A 17,642-nucleotide genomic window follows, 5' to 3' on the forward strand; every position below is an offset into this window, starting at 1 on the left:
GCGATGTTGCACTATATCGTGGGTTTCTTTGCGTTTTTTTGACATGAAAAAAAGCCGCGATAGTTTCCTATCACGGCTTGTTTCGTTGGTTATCGATAATTCAATAGGGCTTTAGAAGTTCAGCTCTACTCTTGGCTTACTTCTCTTCGAAAGATCCACTTCAGGTGAGCAGAGGAATACTCGTGATGAGGAAATGCCTTCTGCTACTAAGTAGTCTTTTAAATGCTCAGCACGTTTTTCGGCTAGGTTTCTAGCGGATTCCTTCATATCGTTATCAATCGATACGGGGGGCTTTTCAAACCCTAGATCAAGATAGCTAGCCACACCGCAGGCTTTCAATTGACTGTCTTTTTTGTTTTTCATTAACGCGACAAGTTGCTTTAAGAAGGCATTTTGAGAATCATTTAATTCACTTTCTTCAGCGTTAAATATTAACGGTTCAACACGGATTTTAAGTAGCTGATCCCCAGCAAATTGCGCAATGCTAATGACATTGGCATAAGGGATAAAAGTTTGCATTAAATAAGTGCTGGATGCGCTGTATAAGGCTTTTCGAACTGGCAGAAGCAAGAAGTCTTGCCAGCCGAACTCAGGTTTTTCAGTATCACCAGAGAGAGGGATATCGAGATCAATGTTGTTGTTGCTGTCTTTTAATATGCCCACAGCGATATTGAGCGGAACGGCGCCTGCTTTGATAACCGAGCTGCTCTCTTTTCGTCCCCCAAGATCAAATTCTCTTAATACAATATGAGAGTTGCCATTTAAGACTCCATCATCGGCATTGAGTGTTAGATCTAGATCAAGTTGTCCTGAATCTATTTGATAGCCTAATACATTAGCGATATAAGAAGAGTAGGGCGGTAGTTCTGCTTCACGAATAATTAAATCACTTTTCATCGTGAGCTTGTCGGCTAAAGGCCAGATGGTTACGTCACTTTTTAATGTTGCGTATTTGCCACTTCGTGCTTTTAATTTCAAAACCGTTGCTTGGTTTTTTTCCTGTGTATTTAAGTTACGTAATGAAAATGTATCTATGTTCAATGAGCGACGTAAATTTGGTGTGATGCTTTTGTCTTGCACATAAATGCTGGACTTTCCAATGATATCGAATGCGTTAAGTACCACATAATATGGTGGTTTGAAGGCCGGGTTTTGCTCAGCATTTTTGGTGTTTTTAATCGCATCCTGTGCGTCTTTTTGTCTTGGTGTCGCTGAGCCTTGTAGTGAAGGTTCTGAAAGTTTGGGCGGTTTCGATTCAACAAAGACCAAATTCTCTATGCGTTTTTCCCCATCCAGAATCAAGTTGACTTTCACCGAGTCTGTGGTGATTTTATTGATTTTAGCACCATCCTGATTTAGGTCGAGTTTCTCGATTTTAATGCTACCGATATGGCTTAATGGAGGCAGATTTTGTGTATTGTCAGAGCTTGATTTTGGCTCAGATACAACGAGATCTGCGATGTTGAGTTGGTCTAAAGAGGCTTGGTAATTTTGGTCTTGTTGTGTAAAAGAAAGGCCATTGAAATTAGCGTTTTGCCAAGAAGCGATACGCTTCTTATCCGTTAATAAACTGTCTAATGACTCACTAGTGAAATTTAGGTTAGTACCTTTTATTCTTGGAGGTTGTTGATTCGTTTGGTCTACATTTATCTGGTCTGCATTGAGTTTGACTGTCGCAAGTGATACTTGCTTTTCGTCGCTTAATAATGCTTTTAAGCCTTCAATATCTATGTCTAGTTGACTGTTGTTGGCTGAAAATGAAGAGCCTTGCTTTTTTAAAGAAAGAGTATTTGTTAGGTTGAACTTTTTGTAATTTACCTTATTTCCTGCTTGCTGGATGGCTAAATTATTGCTCTCAATGGCTGTGTGTAAAGAAGCGCTTAGTGCTTTTTGTGGGTCCATCGTCACCGACACATCATCCAGTGTAACGGTAAGTTGCTGGTTTTGTACGCCCAGTGTGTCTAGAGCGAGAGAAAAAACATTTATGTCCAATTTTGTTGATGCGACTTTAGCATTCAAGCCAAGTTTTTTATCTTGTTTGATGTCAAATGGTGTATTGAGCGTTAAATTGTCGAATTGCGCTTTCTGATTTGCTTGAGCAAATAGAGATTTTTCTAATTGTATATCAAGGTCACCAGTTGCTTTTAATCCAAGTTCATTCTGACTAATATCGAATGGCGTATTTAGTGTTAGCTTATTAATTTGTGCATTGAGTTCAGCTTGAGAGAATGAAGATTTATCGAGTTTTATATTCATTTTTCCCGTAGCCGTTAGACTTTTTGCATCACGCTTAAGGTCGAAGGGGGAGTTTACATCTAGCTGATCAAATTGAATGACCTTATTGCCTTGGGCAAAGAGTGATTGTTTGGACGATAATGCTAGCGTTCCATTGACGGCTAATTCATTCACAGAAGCAAAGTGAATACGGCCTTTTGAAAGGTTGAATGAGGTAGATTGAGTGGTAACTTTGTCTTCTTTATTTAGAGCGAGATTTAGGTTATCGACTTGCGTCGTTAACACTAAATTGTTGATGTTATAGTTTGCTACACCATTGATTTCTTGCTGCGTAAATACAAGGCCTCCAGACAGAGCCAATTGTCCTTTGCCTTCATTGTAAGGAGCAGGAATAAAATGACGGAGGCTTTCAATGGATAGGTCAGCATTTTTAATATTGAGGTTGGCGTTGGTGTGTTTTGGTGAATAATCAAATTTGCTATCAACTGATAAGGAAGCTTTGTTTATCATCGCTGATAAGGACACTTTGCCTTTCCAGTTGAGGCCTTGGCCATATAGATCGTCAATGGTTGCTTTAGATAACGTAAAGGTATCAGACTGCGTAGGAGTATCTGCGTTGGGTTGGCGAGTCAGAATAACTTGGCTATCAGTAAATGAGAATGATGGCAGCTTTATTGCCCATGCTGTGCTGTTTGTTTCTGGCGTTGATGCTTTTTCTGAATTGGCGTTTGGATCTGATTTTTTTGTGTTAGCAGGGCTAAGGAATTGTGTGGTGTTGATGCCTGCTACTATCCAATCCTTCTGCTTTTGCGCAACGGTTAATTTTAAGCCTTCAATGTATGCTTCTGAAATGTGCAATGTCTTGGTGAAAAGAGGCCATATTTTAACCTCAATAACAGCTCTTTTTAGGTTGAGCTTGTCTTGTTCTTGGTCTGTTATCCCAATGTTTTTTAAGTCAACTTTCGGGGGGAAAAAGTCGACAGATAACTTTCCAATTGTCAGTTCTTGTCCTTGCTCTTTGACAAAAGCCGTTAGGTAGTGTTCAGCAACAAAAGGGGTCGCTAACCAAAGCGCAGTGATTAAAGCAGTTAGAATGGCGAAAGGGTAAAAGATAAAGTATTGAAAATGTCGGCGTGTCATCATGAAGTGCCTTTCTGCTTTTATAAGTAAATAAAGGAATATAGATTAACGTGTTTTGTCTTTTTTTTGGGTATCTTTTAATGCTTGTGTGCTGGTTGTGCTTTCGGAGCGAATGGGCATACGTAACAAATAGGTGCTGACACAAACTCCGATAATAACAAGCCCAATCGTCGCCCAGAAACGACCAACAATAAAAATAGAGATCAACATCCCTGACCACATGAAAAGGATAGCTCGATTTCTGGATTTACGTGGAATGCCGTCTGAAGATTGCCAGTCACGCACAATAGGACCAAAGAACTTGTGTTCAATGAGCCAAGTGTGGAAACGTTCGGATGATTTAGAAAAACACCAAGCCGCTAATAACACCAGTGGTGTTGTGGGAAGCAAGGGAAGGAAAATTCCAATAATGCCAGTGATCAGAGAGAACCAACCTAGCATCAAATATAAAATTCGCTTTCCTTGCATGTAAGGGTACTCTCAAAATGGTAAATAAAAAGCGCGCTTTAACGAAAAAACGCGATTTCAAATTAGGCTATTTCCCAGAATTAAAAATAGCCGCCATACTGTTTTCAGCTTCATTTTCAACTAGAGGCCAGCCACCCAGACGTTTTAAACGGTTGACCATTTCGCAAAAAAGTTCAGCGGTTTTTTCAGTGTCGTATTTGGCTGAGTGCGCTTCAGAATTACTAAACGAGATAGAAGCGGCTTCACAAGCTTTTGCTAACACGGTCTGACCAAACACCAATCCTGCCAAGCTTGCCGTATCGAAACTTGAAAAAGGGTGAAATGGGTTTCGTTTAATATCGGCTCGTTCTATCGCCGCATTGAGAAAACCATGGTCAAATGCCGCGTTATGACCAACCAAAATAGCACGCTTACAACCTACTGATTTCAGTTCTTTGCGAACTTTGCTAAACATCTGAGTTAGCGCTTCTGTTTCCGAAATGTCTTGTCTGTCAGGAGCAAATGGGTCTATTCCTGTAAAGTCTAGAGCCGCTTTTTCTAGGTTTGCTCCTTCAAAAGGTTTGATCAAAAACTCCAGTGTTTCATGGATATACAAGTCACCATTTTCATCCATTCTTAGGATACTGGCGGCCATTTCTAATAAAGCATCTGTTTTTTGATTAAAGCCTGCGGTTTCTACGTCGATAACAACAGGTAGGAAGCCGCGGAATCTATCTTTGATTTCATGGTTTGACAAAAGAAGGTCCTTAATTCTACCGCTTGAACAGTATTAACGGTGTACAATAGGATCGGATCATAACACATTTGATAATGCTTGAACGAGATGTCTAAATGGGAATTGCCCAACAACTTTTAATTCGTACGACTTTTTTATTGGCTGCTTGCATGCCATTTGTGAAGGCATACGCTATTACCCACTATCAATCCGGTATTTCGGACTCCAAGTGGTTACTTTCGGGCGATATTTTTTCATGCAGTTTAACGCATCCTGTACCCAATTACGGTGAAGGTCACTTTATAAAAGAAGCGGGCGAGCCAATGAAATTCATTTTGCAGCCGCAAAATGAAAAGTTGGGTCCAGGTCAGGTATATATTATTTCTCAAGCACCTGATTGGTCACCGGGGGTAAAACCTGAAACACTTGAAATTCTTCCTTATCCTGGTTACGGCTTAACCGTAGAAGTGGGGGGGAAAGTAGCTGAACGAATGTTAACGAGTTTGGACCGTGGTCGTCATCCCGTTGTCGCGGGTACGGCTTGGGAAAATAGGCGCGAAACGGTAGAGGTCGGTTTATCAAATATTAACTTTGCTCCTGCCTATAATGAGTTTCGTCGTTGTTTGTCGAGTTTATTACCGGTTAATTATGATCAAATCGCTAGAACCGCAGCTTTATTCCCCACCAATGGCGTGAATCTTACTGATCGAATTAAAGCACGCTTGGATCTTGTCGCTTTGTATGTGTCTTCTGATCCAAGTGTGGAATATATTTATATTGATGGTCACACTGATTCCATCGGGTCTCGTCGAGAAAACCGCGAACTGTCTAAAGTGCGGGCCGAAAAGGTGACCTCTTATTTATTGGAAAAAGGCGTGCCAGCAGGGAAAATCATCTCTCGATATCATGGTGAGCGATATCCTTCTACCACCAATAATACGGCAAAAGGACGTGAGCGAAATCGACGTGTTACCATCCGTCTAGAGAGAACCACTGAGTCTGGCTGATTCAGGTATTCTTTTTGTGTTCTGTTATCTATTAAACAGCCTTGTTTTACTCAGAATATTGCGTAAAACAAGGCTTTTTACTTGCTAAGCAAGTACCGAGATCTTACACTTACATCCCCTTTTTTTAATTATTTGCGCCGCCATGTTCTGGTTTTAAAGCACTGGTGAGGGAGCGCGAGCTCGTTGAGGAGAATAGAGATAATGTCTGACGTGAAGAAGGTAGTGCTTGCCTATTCGGGCGGCCTGGATACTTCCGTAATCGCGAAGTGGCTTCAAGAAGAGTATAACTGTGAAGTGGTTACCTTTACCGCTGATTTGGGTCAGGGTGAGGAAGTTGAACCAGCTCGTGCTAAAGCTCAAGCGTTGGGTATTAAGGAAATCTACATTGAAGATTTGCGTGAAGAATTTGTCCGCGACTTCGTTTTCCCAATGTTCCGTGCTAATACGATTTATGAAGGCGAATACCTATTGGGTACGTCTATTGCGCGTCCTCTGATCTCAAAACGATTGATCGAGATTGCCAATGAAACAGGCGCTGATGCGATTGCTCACGGCGCAACGGGTAAAGGTAATGACCAAGTGCGTTTTGAACTTGGTGCATACGCATTGAAACCAGGAGTTAAAGTGATCGCTCCTTGGCGTGAATGGGATTTAACGTCTCGTGAAACGCTAATGGCTTACTGTGAAAAACATAATATCCCAGTTGATTTCTCTACCAAGAAGAAAAAGTCTCCTTATTCTATGGATGCGAACTTGCTACACATCTCTTTTGAAGGTGATCAGCTTGAAGATCCATGGACAGAGCCAGAAGACGATATGTGGCGTTGGTCTGTATCTCCAGAAGATGCGCCAAACGAAGCGACTTACATCGAAATCGGTTATGAAAAAGGCGACCCAGTTTCTATCAATGGTGAAGCTATGTCTCCTGCCACTATTTTGGAAACCTTGAACAAAGTAGGTGGTGCGAACGGTATTGGTCGTGTTGATATTGTAGAAAACCGTTTTGTTGGTATGAAAGCTCGTGGTTGTTATGAAACACCTGGCGGCACCATCATGATGAAAGCACACCGTGCAATCGAGTCTATCACTCTAGACCGTGAAGCGGCGCACTTGAAAGATGAAATCATGCCTCGTTACGCTAAGCTGATTTACAACGGTTTTTGGTGGTCTGAAGAGCGTCGTATGATGCAAGCTTTGATCGACACATCTCAAAAATACGTAAACGGTACTGTTCGTCTTAAATTGTACAAAGGCAACATCACCGTTGTTGGTCGTCAGTCTGATAACAGCTTGTTCGATAGCAAAGTGGCAACGTTTGAAGACGATGCAGGCGCTTACGATCAGAAAGATGCAGCAGGATTTATCAAGCTGAACGCGCTACGCATGCGTATTGCTGCTCAAAAAGGCCGTGGTTTTCTAGATAACAACGAGTAATTGCTTGTTCATTTAGAAAATTAGCTTTCAATAAACGCTCCATTCTTGCAGAATTGGGGCGTTTTTTATTTTTTGTACACTTGGTCAGTATTTATTCAGACAGTGACAAAGTCAGTCGCTTTGCGCTAACCGTGGTGCTAGCAATGCGCATGAGCCATGAGCGCAATGATCTTGAAGGAAAGAATTATGACAATCTACAACTTTGGTTCTATTAACCTTGATCACCTTTATCAGTTAGATCATTTTGTTCGACCAGGCGAGACCATGGCGTCTGATAGCTATCAGTGTTTATTGGGCGGAAAAGGGGCTAACCAATCTGTTGCACTGGCGAAAGCGGGGGCAGATGTAAAACACGTTGGAGCCGTTCACCATAGTGATCAAGCGGTCATTGATCAGCTGGAATCACTTGGTGTGGATACCGCCTTGATTAACCGAATTGATGTGCCAACAGGTCATGCGATTATTCAATTAACCAAAGAAGCTGAAAACTCCATTATTCTGTATCAAGGTGCCAATCATGCGCTGACGGAAGAGCAAGTGGATCAGGTATTATCCAATGCAAATGCGGGTGATTGGGTGCTGCTACAGAATGAAACCAACTTGATTGAATACATCATGCGCAAGGCGCAAGAAAATAAAGTCAAAGTGGCTTTTAATCCAGCTCCAATGGACGCAGAGCTGACTAAGAAAGTGCTTGGTTTTGTTGATCTGCTTATTGTTAATGAAGTAGAGGCCATGGATTTAATTGGCACCAAAGATATTGATAGCACGATTGAAGCGTTCCCAAAAGCGTACCCTGAGTTGGAAGTATTGATGACTCTTGGGAAAGCCGGTGTTTGTTATTTTAGTGGCGAGGAAAGCGTGAAGGTAGACGCCTTTTCAGTCGATGCCGTAGATACGACAGCAGCGGGTGACACCTTTATTGGTTTCTGCTTGTCTTCCATTATGAAGGGTGAAGATATGACGCAGTCCATAAAGCGCGCTTGTGCCGCCTCTGCAATTTGTGTCACTCGATTAGGGGCCGCTTCAGCAATACCTACACAGCAAGAAGTAAGCGACTTTCTTGCCAAAAACAGTTAGCGAACAATGCATAGATATAAGTAAGAGGACATAAAACATGGCTCGTAAAATTATTATAGATACGGATCCCGGCATAGATGATGCTATGGCGATCTTCTTTGCCTTCCAAGCCCCACAGCTTGAAGTATTAGGTTTAACAACGACATTTGGTAATGTGTCTGTGGACTTGGCAACGCAAAATGCCATCAGATTAACGGAAATTGCCAAAGTAAATGTTCCTGTCGCAAAAGGCGTGGCGGTTCCAAGCGAAATCGCACCCCGTCCGCACCCTGATTTTGTTCATGGCGCTGATGGCTTTGGTAATATTAATTGGCCAGAACCACAAGGTAAGGCAATCGAGAAAAGTGCGGCACAGTTTATTGTGGACACTGTTCGCCAATATCCTGGTGAAGTAACAATTATCGCGCTTGGTCCATTGGGTAACTTAGCAAAAGCGCTTGAGCTTGACCCGGAAGTGGCTAATTTAGTCGATGAAGTGGTATTGATGGGTGGCACAGCGATTGAGTACGGTAATGTGTCTCCTGTTGCTGAAGCCAACATCATGAACGACCCTCACGCGGCAGATAAAGTCTTCACCGCAGCATGGCAAGTGACCATGATTGGCCTAGATGTAACCCATCAGGTGCTTTTGGACAACACTGTGCTAGAGCGTATTAAACAAGCCAATCCGACAGAAGGCACTTTCTTGTACGATTGCGCCCAGCATTACATCAACTTCTACAGCAGTCGCTTTGATATGGATGGTTGTTACTTCCATGATGCATCGACTATTGCTTACATTTTGGATCCAAGCATTTTCGGTGTGGAACTGGGTGCGGTTCGTGTTACTTGTGACGGTATTGGTATTGGGCAAACAATTTTTGCGCCACAAGGCATGACCTTCCCAGAGCCGCATTGGAACGATGTACCAATGACACAGGTATGTATGGAAGTAGACAGCGATCGTCTTCTCGCACTATTTGAATCCGCTATGGTGTCTTAATATTATTAAGCGCTTAGTAAAACAAAAAACGCAGGTATTTTACCTGCGTTTTTTGTGTATTACTTTTCTGTAGAAGTTACATTGGTGCTGTGTAAACTTCTCTACCACCAAGGTAGGTTTTTAGTACTTGGGTCTCACTGACTTGATCAGATGGAATATTCAAAAGGTCTCTGTCAATGATGATCATGTCAGCGTATTTGCCAACCTCCAATGAACCCACTTTATCTTCCATGTTTAGTGAATAAGCCGCATTTATGGTGAAGGCACGAAGTACGGTCTGAATATCTAGGCCTGGGTCATCCCCAAGGCGACCTTGGTATTTTGGCTCCGTGGCATTTTCATTCATACGAGTTAACGCAACTTCCATGGCAAACCATTCGTTCAAAGCGTCAACAGGCCAGTCGCTGCCGTAGACGATTGTTGCGTTGGCTTGTTTAAACTTACCCGCGGTTTCCACATAATTAAAGCGCTCTTCGCCCATATAATTTTTTACTGTATCAATGGTGTCTTGTGCAGGTTTACCCCATTGGAACGAGATAACAGGCAAAGCGTTTAATTTAGTAATGCGCGCATAATCTTCAGGCACCATCACTTCACAATGGGCTAGGGCTGGGCGTAGGGTCGAGTCAGGTCGATTTGCCTTTAAAGTTTCTAGCGAGTTTAGGGCTGTGTGCACCGCTCGGTCACCATCGGTGTGCATATGAACATTAAAGCCTGCATCAGAGAAAGCGATCATAGCGTTAGAGAGGGTTTCCTCACTGACATAAAGCTCACCATCATTATCGCTGTCACTCCAAGCAGGGTTACTGCTGCTTCCTGTGTTATGAAGGTAAGGGGCCATCATTGCACCCGTTTGGGCTGGTGCCTGAATAACGCCGTCCATAAATACTTTTACCGTATTGACTTGAATGCCTGGTTGAGTTGCCGTGTTTTGCAAATTAAATGTATCTGCAAAGCCTTTTACTTCAGCGACGATGCCTTCAGGCTCTTCTAAGCGTTCTGGTCCAAAATTAGGCGCTAAATTAGCTCGTACATTTAATTGGCCTTGCTCTGCTAATTGACTAAATGCAGAAATAGACGATTCACTGGCGGCCGCATCTAAAATAGTGGTGACGCCTTGTGCTGAAATCGCTTTGACAGCCATGTGCATATCGTTAAGGTTTTTTTGTTTTTCTTCCTCTTCTGGTAATGGTGGCACATGTGATGCTAGTGCCCACATGGCACTGTCTAAAAATATACCTGTTGGATTGCCTTTCGCATCTTTTTCAATGCTTCCACCTTCTGGTGAAGGTGTGGATTTATTAATGCCAGCTGCTTTTAGCGCAGCAGTATTGGTGACTAGAGAATGGAAGTCGCTACCAAACACGTAGATAGGGCGATCAGTAGGAATTCTGTCTAGGATTTTTGCGGTTAAATCTGCTCCCTCAGGTGTCATAGCTTGACGGTACCAGCCACCCACTTTTAACCAGCGCGATGGATCTTTTTCACTGCTTTCTTCTACACAAGTCGTGATTTTGGCTAACACTTGATCGACAGAAAGTGGTGCGTAATTAAGAGAGCAGGTGTTTAACTGTTCACCGCCAGCCATTGGGTGCATATGTGCATCCACTAAGCCGGGCATTAATGTCTTTCCATCCAAATCAACAATACTTGTGTTTGAGTCGATTAATTTGTTTACCTCTTGTTTAGAACCTACGCCAATAATGGCTCCATTTTTAATGGCTAGGGCTTCAACAACGCGGTTTGTTTTATCTAATGTGTAAATGGGGCCGCCCATAAAGACGGTATCTGCGCCTGTGGATGTGCTTGTGCCAATAGAGCTGCAACCTGCTGTAAGCAGTATGCCGCTTGTTAGTGCAAGTGACGTTGCTAATCGCTTTAGAGCAAATGTCATTATTATGTTCCTTTTGTTTAATTATTAAGTCTTCCAGTGTAAGGAGTTTAAAAAACAAAGATAAATACCTCTAATAGGGTATTCAAAAGCTTATTATTAAGGGAGTGGCATAAACTATTTGAGACAAGTTTGGTTTAAGCAACTAGAATGGTGCAAATGGAAAGCAGGCCTCATGTCCTAGCTGGGTCTTTAAATTAATTACAGAGATAATAATGAAAATTTTAGTAAGAAATCTTGCTCGTAATACCACGGAAGATGAATTAAGAAACTTGTTTGCCGTTCATGGTACTTTGCAGTCTTGTACTCTTGTATTGGACAAGGAAACAGGAGAATCGAAGGGCTTTGCTTTTGTTGAGATGCCAAAGGTGGGAGAGGCTAAATTAGCCATCAAAGCTCTAAATGGTTTGGATCTTGATGGCTCTAAAGTGCGAGTGAAAAAAGCGGAAGACACAGCCAAAAAAGCGGCAAGTGATTCGGAATAAATGGAATTGATCTAGGTGTTGAATTAGCAGCTATATTTCTAGCCTGTTTTGTGACGAGCTAGGAATGTGCGTCAGCAAACGCTTTTATAAATGCTCGGTCTTTACTTGAAATAGTGTGATAACTAAGCCTTATATAGTGTTTATTATGTTCGTTAAAGACGTCTAATTTGGGGTCACATAGTATTTTAAGGGTAGCGGTTTTTCCCTCATGTATGGCTTTTAATTCCAGCTTCACTATTTTTGATCCTTGCAAACCATCCGGTGCTTCTATTTCTATCATGTCGGTTGAAATATGAGTGCAATGTATTGGCATGGTCACGCCATTAGTAAGATACAAGGAGCCTGTCCAAAAACAGCGGACATAAGGTGAACTTGAAATAGACACAATGTTTATCCTATAGATGATGAAATAATTGAGTCATGATGACTTTATTAGGCGGTCATTATAGTGCAATAGAATAGAAGAGTGATAGCTTGAAAGGGTGAATACAAGTCGAGATGCCGTTGATTTTTAATGTGCAGCATCTCGATTTGAATTGACAGTATAAAGGAAATGAATAATTTAAGCTTGTTGTTTGATTGTATCTCCTAGCGCATTGATTAAGCTGTCGATCTCAGGCGCTTCTGTTGTAAAAGGTGGCGCCAATTGGATAGTGTCAGCGCCATAACGAACATAATAGCCTTTTTCCCACATGGCCATAGCAATTTGGAATGGGCGTTTTGCTGGTTCGCCGTCTACTGGAGCAATGCTAATCCCAGCCGCAAAACCATAATTTCGAATATCGGTAATCATCGAACTGGCGTCTTTAAGTTGATGCACGCTGTTTTCCCATACTGAACTCATGCTGTTAACGCGCTCGATTAAACCTTGCTTCTTAATCTCCTCAAGAGAAGCCAATCCGGCGGCACAGGCAATAGGGTGTGCTGAGTAAGTATAGCCATGCGGTATTTCCAGCATGTAGTCTGGGCCACCATTATCCATGAAGGTGTCGTAAATCTCTTGTTTAAAAGCCACAGCGCCCATTGGGATGACACCATTAGTGACTTGTTTTGCCATGGTAATCACGTCTGGCGTGACCCCAAAGGCCTCTGAGCCTGTTTTAGCCCCCATGCGACCAAACGCGGTAATGACTTCATCAAAGATCAGCAAGATATTATGCTGATCACAAATCTCCCGTAAACGTTGTAAGTAACCTTTTGGTGGCACGATCACACCAGCCGAGCCAGACATCGGCTCGACAATAACGGCAGCAATGTTCGAAGCATCGTGCATCATGATTAGGTTAAGCAGATCATCTGCGCGTTCTTTGCCTTGCTCAGCCATACCTTTGGAAAATTCACTGCCCGGAACTTGGGTGTGAGGAAGGTGATAAGACTCTAAACCTTGTCCATAAAGCGTGCGGTTTGCTGGAATGCCGCCAACGCTGAAACCGGAAATCCCAGCACCATGATAGCCTTTAGCACGGCCAATAAACTTGGTTTTTGTGCCCATGCCTTTTTTACGCCAATAAGCGCGAGCGACTTTTAATGCCGTATCAACCGATTCTGAGCCGGAGCCTGTAAAGAAAATACGGTTTAACCCAGCTGGCATAAACTCTGTAATTTGCTCTGCTAACAAGAAGGATTTTTCATGACCGAATTGAAAAGCAGGGGAGTAATCGAGGGTTTTGACTTGCTGTGCCACGGCTTCGTTAATAGCGGGAACGCTATGACCTAAGCCGCAAGTCCATAACCCAGAAAGTCCGTCAAAAACCTTTCTGCCATCGCTGTCGGTGTAATAATTTCCTGCTGCAGAGGTGATAATGCGAGGATCTTTTTTGAATTGGCGATTGCCCGTGTAGGCCATCCAATGTGCATCAAGTTGGGCTTGGGTTAAACGGTGACTCATGGCATTTTCCCTCTATAAAGTTAAGTCTTAATAGAGTAAGAGTGCCGAGTAAATAATGTTTAGTAAATGTGATGTTATTTAATCTTACTTAATCTTTTAGTTAACTTATTTTTCTGGATCTAGCATATGTGTTTAGATTTTTCGTGAAAATTTGCTGTGTGCCATTTTTACTATTTATTAAATATTATCGTGTGTATTTAATATTGATTTTTTGTTTTTTGGCTCTTCTTGTAAATAACCCTATCAATTCCTCATTACAATAAGTTGTGGTCTTTCTTTGTAAGAGGCCACAACACTCCTCAAAAAACTGAAAAGCTGCTTGCGGATGCTATAGATCAGTTTTGATAAATTTTATTGTAGCTTGTCGCTAATAAGGATCAGGATGAAGCCTAAATTCATTTTTTACTTTATGAAGTAGCAATAATGCTTTTTAGCCGCTTCTTTCCTCTTTCTATATAAGGCTCGTGGACAGGGTTTTGATATCTGGTTTTTCAATTCGTTAAGTGCCTTTTTCTTCTTTTTTGGGGCTTTCAAATTAAAAGTTCCATTTAGTATTTGGAGAAGATTAATGACGATCAATACCAATAAATACCCAAGTTATCTAGCAGAAAAAGTTAATAAGCACGTAAAGCGTTATTCTCAAGAATGGGGAGGGCGTCATATTATGCATGGTCTTAATCCAGAAAAATCATCGATTAAGATGATTAGTAATGATTATTTAGCTTTAGCTAATAACCCAGAAATAGTTGCAGCGCAGCACGATGTATTGAATAGTTTAGAAAACCTTGTGCTTATGTCTTCTATTTTTATGCATGGCGATAATCCGCAGCTCAATTTTGAAAGTCGTATGGCAGATTACATGGAGGCAGAAGAATCCGTTCTTTGTCAATCTGGGTATAACGCCAATGTCGGTTTGATACAGGCTATTGTTGAAGGGACTGATGCTCCTATTTACATTGATATGATGGCGCATATGTCTCTTTGGGATGGCTCTCATTTTAGTAAAGCCTCCGTCCATCAATTTCGACACAATAATGTTGATCACCTCATATCCTTGATTGACCGTCATGGGCCCGGTTTGGTGATGGTGGATTCTGTATACAGTACCAATGGCAGCGTATGTCCTTTAAAAGAGTTAGTGGAGAAAGCCTATAAAAAAGACTGCATATTGCTAGTGGATGAATCTCACTCATTGGGAACACATGGCCCGAATGGACGAGGAATGGTGGTAGATTATGGTTTACAAGATAAGGTGATGTTTAGAACAGCAAGCTTGGCTAAGGCCTTTGCTGGGCGTGCTGGTATTATCACTTGTCCTGAGGGGTTTTCTGAATACTTTAAATTCACAGCTAAACCATCTATTTTTAGCTCTGCTTTGTTGCCTTATGAAATTGCAGGTTTGAATAAAACGCTGGATTTAATTATTGATGCGGACGATAGACGTGAGCGACTTCATTATAATGCCAATTTTTTGAGGCAAGCTCTGAGTGATTTAGGTTACAAAACGGATGATTCACAATCGCAAATTATAGCGCTTGAATCAGGAACGGAGCGACAGACTATGGTATTAAAAGATGCACTAGAATCAAAAGGGGTATTTGGTTCGGTATTTTGTGCCCCTGCAACGGCTAAGAAGCGTGCATTAGTGCGTTTTTCTGTTAATTCCAGTTTAACTGATAGTGAGTTAAACCTTATTGTGGATGCATGTAAAAGTATTCGAGAAGCAGTAGGGTTAAGTCAGTGGCGTTCAACTAGAAAACAATCTGCTATACCTCTCTCGCTTTCTATCGATTGATAGTGGGCAAAGATAAAGGTTTGGTCTTAATTTAACTTTTATCTTCAGGGCTTTGTATTACAGGCCCTGAAGAACTTTTTTAGGTTAAAGAGCCAGCTGAAGTATCATTCTGTAAATACTGTAGGAAAGAAAAAATTCGAGTAGTGTTTGTTAAGGTAGGGTTTATATCTACTTCACTGATAAAAGAAGCAATATAGGATTCTCGACCATCAATTCTGATGCTTGAGTGTAAGTATTTTTCCCAGTTTGTTTGCATATCTGGATGATAAAAACCATCTGCGCTTGAGAAGAGAGGTACTTTAGTTTGATTTTGTAAAGCGTCCAGTAATGCTTCTGGTGCATTAACATCCGTTGCAACGTCCCTATGTGCTCTTAAATCATCTTGATTTAGTATCAGTAGCCTATGGGATTTACCTTGCTCGTCTACCATTAAAAAATCTAATGATGCCGCTTTTGATTCTATGTTTAGATGATATTCTACGATATTTTCTTGCTCAATAATGGCAAAAAAATATGCCACTATTTCGGGATCATCAATCAAAGGACAGCTCACTTTTAGGCTTTCTCTGATGACTCGAGTCATATCATGAAAATACTCTTGCTGATAACGATGGATTAATTGATTTACTTGTGTAAAAACATTTTGAGTACTTTTTTTCAAATAATAATCTATTACCTTATTATTTAAGGCTTCAATAGCTATCTGTTCATCCGCTACGCCAGTGAGAAGGATTTTTTTTACATAAGGGTTATCAATAGCTTTACACACGTCTAAACCGTTGTAGTCATGACTAGGCATTGCATAGTCAGTCACAAGAATGGAAGGCTCGGAAAAACGTTTGCCATCATGGGTTTTGTTTAGAATAGATTCTACATTGAGTTTATAGTGGTAAGAAACATGGTTATCAGCCCAAGAGTCATCTTTTTCAACCAAAGGTTGATATTGAGTCCTACCATTTATGTAGTTGATAGCAGCTTTAGGATCAATAAAAGGTTTGTAAGCCACATTGGCTTCAAGTGCTAAAGGGATACTATTCAAAAAAGCTTGGTGATCGTCTAGAAAAACCACTGTAGTTGGATGGTAATAGGCATCAATCATTTTTTTATCAGAGTTAAGCATCATTTAAATTCCATCTTTTTTGAGTTGCTTAGGAAAGCTCAACACAAATTCTGTGTATTTTCCAAGCTCAGAGTAACACTTAATTTGGGCATTAAAACTTATTAATACTCTTTTGCAAAAAGCTAAACCAATTCCAGTACCTGAACCTCTGCTCTGGTTACTGGAAGAATAAAAATTTTCAAAAATCAAAAATCTATCCTGTAAGGGGATTCCTTTACCATTATCTTTGAAGAATACGTGGTTTGCTTTGGCGTCCTTACTTAGAGTAATTTCAATAGTAGCTCCCTTGGCATCTTTCGTAAATGCTAAGGCATTTTTTATTAAATTGAAAACAACATGCATCATCAGTATATCTGATCCGAAAAACTCAAAGTCCTTGGTTAGGTTCATTTTGATAGTTCTTCGCTCTCGGTCTGAGTCGTATGGATATCGATGAATCGCTTCTTTGATTACATCTGCCATCCAGATTCGCTTGAATTGCTCTGTATCAACTTTGGATTTTGATAAGTTCATCAAAAATATATCGATCACAGTGTTAGAGTGTATGGTTTCTTTTTCAATTTGTTCTACCGAGTGTGCTAGAACTTTAAAAATATCTGGTCTGATTTGATCCGTTACCAAATTGTGTGACTTAGCCAATTCATAGGCATGTATTAGTTTAGGTAAGTTTGTATTTAATCCATAAACATTGTTTTGTATAGTCATTAAAGGGGTTCTTAGCTCATGGCAAATTTCTGCTCCTACCGAAGCTAATACCTTGAGCTTTTCTTGTTTAAGTCGAATCGATTTATAGTTAAAAATGCTTCCAGCACTCACTAGAAACAGGTAGATAGGTAATTGTATGAGGTAGTTACTTAACTCTATTTTATTTATTGTTAATGTATAAACTAATAAGGCAAATAATGACCCTATAAAAAACATAGTTATTGTTAATATCCAATTATAAGTAATCAATATTAGTAAACTTAAACCCGCCATCGTTGACATTGCCCAAACAATATTTCCTTTATTCATCAATAACATATAGATGAAGAAAAAAGGAAGTGAATAGGTCATAGTAATGAACCAGTAAAGGTGACTATAAGGGCGTAGTGCCGCAGGCCAAACAGGAATAAAAGCAATTCCTAAAAAAAGAAGACTACCTAAAAGTCGTAGAGAGAAGTTCTCATAGGGTTGTGGAAAAACATAAGTCCATAGGTAATAGTACAAAGGGAAACCAATTGCGCCAACGAGGCCGATATAAAAAGCATAGGGAAAAGAATATTCAGCACTTTCTGAAAATGATCGCCTGATAAAGCTATAGATGGCATGGAATTGCATCTTAATGTATCGCACTCTTTTCCTCCTTGAAAGCAATTAAATTTACATAGAGGCATAATACATGCTTTGCACTTCTTTAGTA

The 17,642-nt window shown here is 40.9% G+C and carries 14 protein-coding genes; 6 read left to right on the top strand and 8 right to left on the bottom strand.

Going from position 1 to position 17,642, the window contains the following annotated elements:
- Nucleotides 1-111 precede the first annotated feature (111 nt).
- From C0J08_RS06550 to rnt, 3 genes are all read right to left on the bottom strand, one after another.
- Complete coding sequence (locus C0J08_RS06550; RefSeq protein ID WP_212655298.1) at nucleotides 112-3,378, bottom strand: DUF748 domain-containing protein; 3,267 nt, start codon at nucleotides 3,376-3,378, stop codon at nucleotides 112-114.
- Nucleotides 3,379-3,420: 42 nt separating this feature from the next.
- Complete coding sequence (locus C0J08_RS06555; RefSeq protein ID WP_212655299.1) at nucleotides 3,421-3,843, bottom strand: YbaN family protein; 423 nt, start codon at nucleotides 3,841-3,843, stop codon at nucleotides 3,421-3,423.
- 67 nt (nucleotides 3,844-3,910) lie between these two features.
- Nucleotides 3,911-4,579, bottom strand: a complete 669-nt coding sequence (gene rnt, locus C0J08_RS06560) for a ribonuclease T (protein WP_212655300.1) — start codon at nucleotides 4,577-4,579, stop codon at nucleotides 3,911-3,913.
- A gap of 95 nt (nucleotides 4,580-4,674) precedes the next feature.
- On the opposite strand from rnt, the gene C0J08_RS06565 reads away from it, so the two are divergent.
- From C0J08_RS06565 to C0J08_RS06580, 4 genes are all read left to right on the top strand, one after another.
- On the top strand, nucleotides 4,675-5,565 hold the full coding sequence (locus C0J08_RS06565; RefSeq protein ID WP_212655301.1) for a flagellar protein MotY: 891 nt from the start codon (nucleotides 4,675-4,677) through the stop codon (nucleotides 5,563-5,565).
- 201 nt (nucleotides 5,566-5,766) lie between these two features.
- A complete protein-coding gene (locus tag C0J08_RS06570; RefSeq protein ID WP_212655302.1) occupies nucleotides 5,767-6,999 on the top strand; it encodes an argininosuccinate synthase in 1,233 nt (410 codons plus the stop codon).
- 186 nt (nucleotides 7,000-7,185) lie between these two features.
- Complete coding sequence (locus C0J08_RS06575; RefSeq protein WP_212655303.1) at nucleotides 7,186-8,079, top strand: ribokinase; 894 nt, start codon at nucleotides 7,186-7,188, stop codon at nucleotides 8,077-8,079.
- 37 nt (nucleotides 8,080-8,116) lie between these two features.
- Nucleotides 8,117-9,061, top strand: a complete 945-nt coding sequence (locus tag C0J08_RS06580) for a nucleoside hydrolase (protein WP_212655304.1) — start codon at nucleotides 8,117-8,119, stop codon at nucleotides 9,059-9,061.
- A 76-nt stretch (nucleotides 9,062-9,137) separates the two neighbouring features.
- On the opposite strand, the gene C0J08_RS06585 is transcribed toward C0J08_RS06580, so the two are convergent.
- Complete coding sequence (locus C0J08_RS06585; protein ID WP_212655305.1) at nucleotides 9,138-10,955, bottom strand: amidohydrolase; 1,818 nt, start codon at nucleotides 10,953-10,955, stop codon at nucleotides 9,138-9,140.
- Nucleotides 10,956-11,167: 212 nt separating this feature from the next.
- Here C0J08_RS06585 and C0J08_RS06590 point away from each other — a divergent pair, with 212 nt between their 5' ends.
- Nucleotides 11,168-11,437 (top strand): RNA recognition motif domain-containing protein, encoded by a 270-nt coding sequence (locus C0J08_RS06590; RefSeq protein WP_212655306.1) that lies wholly within the window; start codon nucleotides 11,168-11,170, stop codon nucleotides 11,435-11,437.
- A gap of 58 nt (nucleotides 11,438-11,495) precedes the next feature.
- Here C0J08_RS06590 and C0J08_RS06595 read toward each other — a convergent pair whose 3' ends face one another.
- Nucleotides 11,496-11,822, bottom strand: a complete 327-nt coding sequence (locus C0J08_RS06595; protein WP_212655307.1) for a hypothetical protein — start codon at nucleotides 11,820-11,822, stop codon at nucleotides 11,496-11,498.
- Between the two features lie 177 nt (nucleotides 11,823-11,999).
- Entirely contained in the window at nucleotides 12,000-13,325 is a 1,326-nt protein-coding gene (gene aptA / locus C0J08_RS06600; protein ID WP_212655308.1) for an omega-aminotransferase AptA, read from the bottom strand.
- Between the two features lie 568 nt (nucleotides 13,326-13,893).
- Here aptA and cqsA point away from each other — a divergent pair.
- The gene (gene cqsA, locus C0J08_RS06605; RefSeq protein ID WP_212655309.1) at nucleotides 13,894-15,120 is read left to right on the top strand and encodes an alpha-hydroxyketone-type quorum-sensing autoinducer synthase; all 1,227 of its coding nucleotides are present in this window, start codon (nucleotides 13,894-13,896) and stop codon (nucleotides 15,118-15,120) included.
- A gap of 79 nt (nucleotides 15,121-15,199) precedes the next feature.
- Here cqsA and C0J08_RS06610 read toward each other — a convergent pair whose 3' ends face one another.
- A complete protein-coding gene (locus C0J08_RS06610; protein ID WP_212655310.1) occupies nucleotides 15,200-16,243 on the bottom strand; it encodes a response regulator transcription factor in 1,044 nt (347 codons plus the stop codon).
- Nucleotides 16,244-17,575 carry a sensor histidine kinase gene (locus C0J08_RS06615; RefSeq protein WP_212655311.1) on the bottom strand — a complete coding sequence of 444 codons (1,332 nt, stop codon included), beginning with the start codon at nucleotides 17,573-17,575 and terminating at the stop codon, nucleotides 16,244-16,246.
- Nucleotides 17,576-17,642: the final 67 nt, after the last annotated feature.

Source organism: Marinomonas sp. CT5 (assembly GCF_018336975.1).
GTDB lineage: Bacteria > Pseudomonadota > Gammaproteobacteria > Pseudomonadales > Marinomonadaceae > Marinomonas.

What these genes read in the sequence shown, in the direction of transcription:
- C0J08_RS06550 (WP_212655298.1), bottom strand. Translation starts at nt 3,378, where the DNA reads ATGATGACACGCCGACATTTTCAATACTTTATCTTTTACCCTTTCGCC.
- C0J08_RS06555 (WP_212655299.1), bottom strand. Translation starts at nt 3,843, where the DNA reads ATGCAAGGAAAGCGAATTTTATATTTGATGCTAGGTTGGTTCTCTCTG.
- C0J08_RS06565 (WP_212655301.1), top strand. Translation starts at nt 4,675, where the DNA reads ATGGGAATTGCCCAACAACTTTTAATTCGTACGACTTTTTTATTGGCT.
- C0J08_RS06570 (WP_212655302.1), top strand. Translation starts at nt 5,767, where the DNA reads ATGTCTGACGTGAAGAAGGTAGTGCTTGCCTATTCGGGCGGCCTGGAT.
- C0J08_RS06575 (WP_212655303.1), top strand. Translation starts at nt 7,186, where the DNA reads ATGACAATCTACAACTTTGGTTCTATTAACCTTGATCACCTTTATCAG.
- C0J08_RS06580 (WP_212655304.1), top strand. Translation starts at nt 8,117, where the DNA reads ATGGCTCGTAAAATTATTATAGATACGGATCCCGGCATAGATGATGCT.
- C0J08_RS06585 (WP_212655305.1), bottom strand. Translation starts at nt 10,955, where the DNA reads ATGACATTTGCTCTAAAGCGATTAGCAACGTCACTTGCACTAACAAGC.
- C0J08_RS06590 (WP_212655306.1), top strand. Translation starts at nt 11,168, where the DNA reads ATGAAAATTTTAGTAAGAAATCTTGCTCGTAATACCACGGAAGATGAA.
- aptA (WP_212655308.1), bottom strand. Translation starts at nt 13,325, where the DNA reads ATGAGTCACCGTTTAACCCAAGCCCAACTTGATGCACATTGGATGGCC.
- cqsA (WP_212655309.1), top strand. Translation starts at nt 13,894, where the DNA reads ATGACGATCAATACCAATAAATACCCAAGTTATCTAGCAGAAAAAGTT.
- C0J08_RS06610 (WP_212655310.1), bottom strand. Translation starts at nt 16,243, where the DNA reads ATGATGCTTAACTCTGATAAAAAAATGATTGATGCCTATTACCATCCA.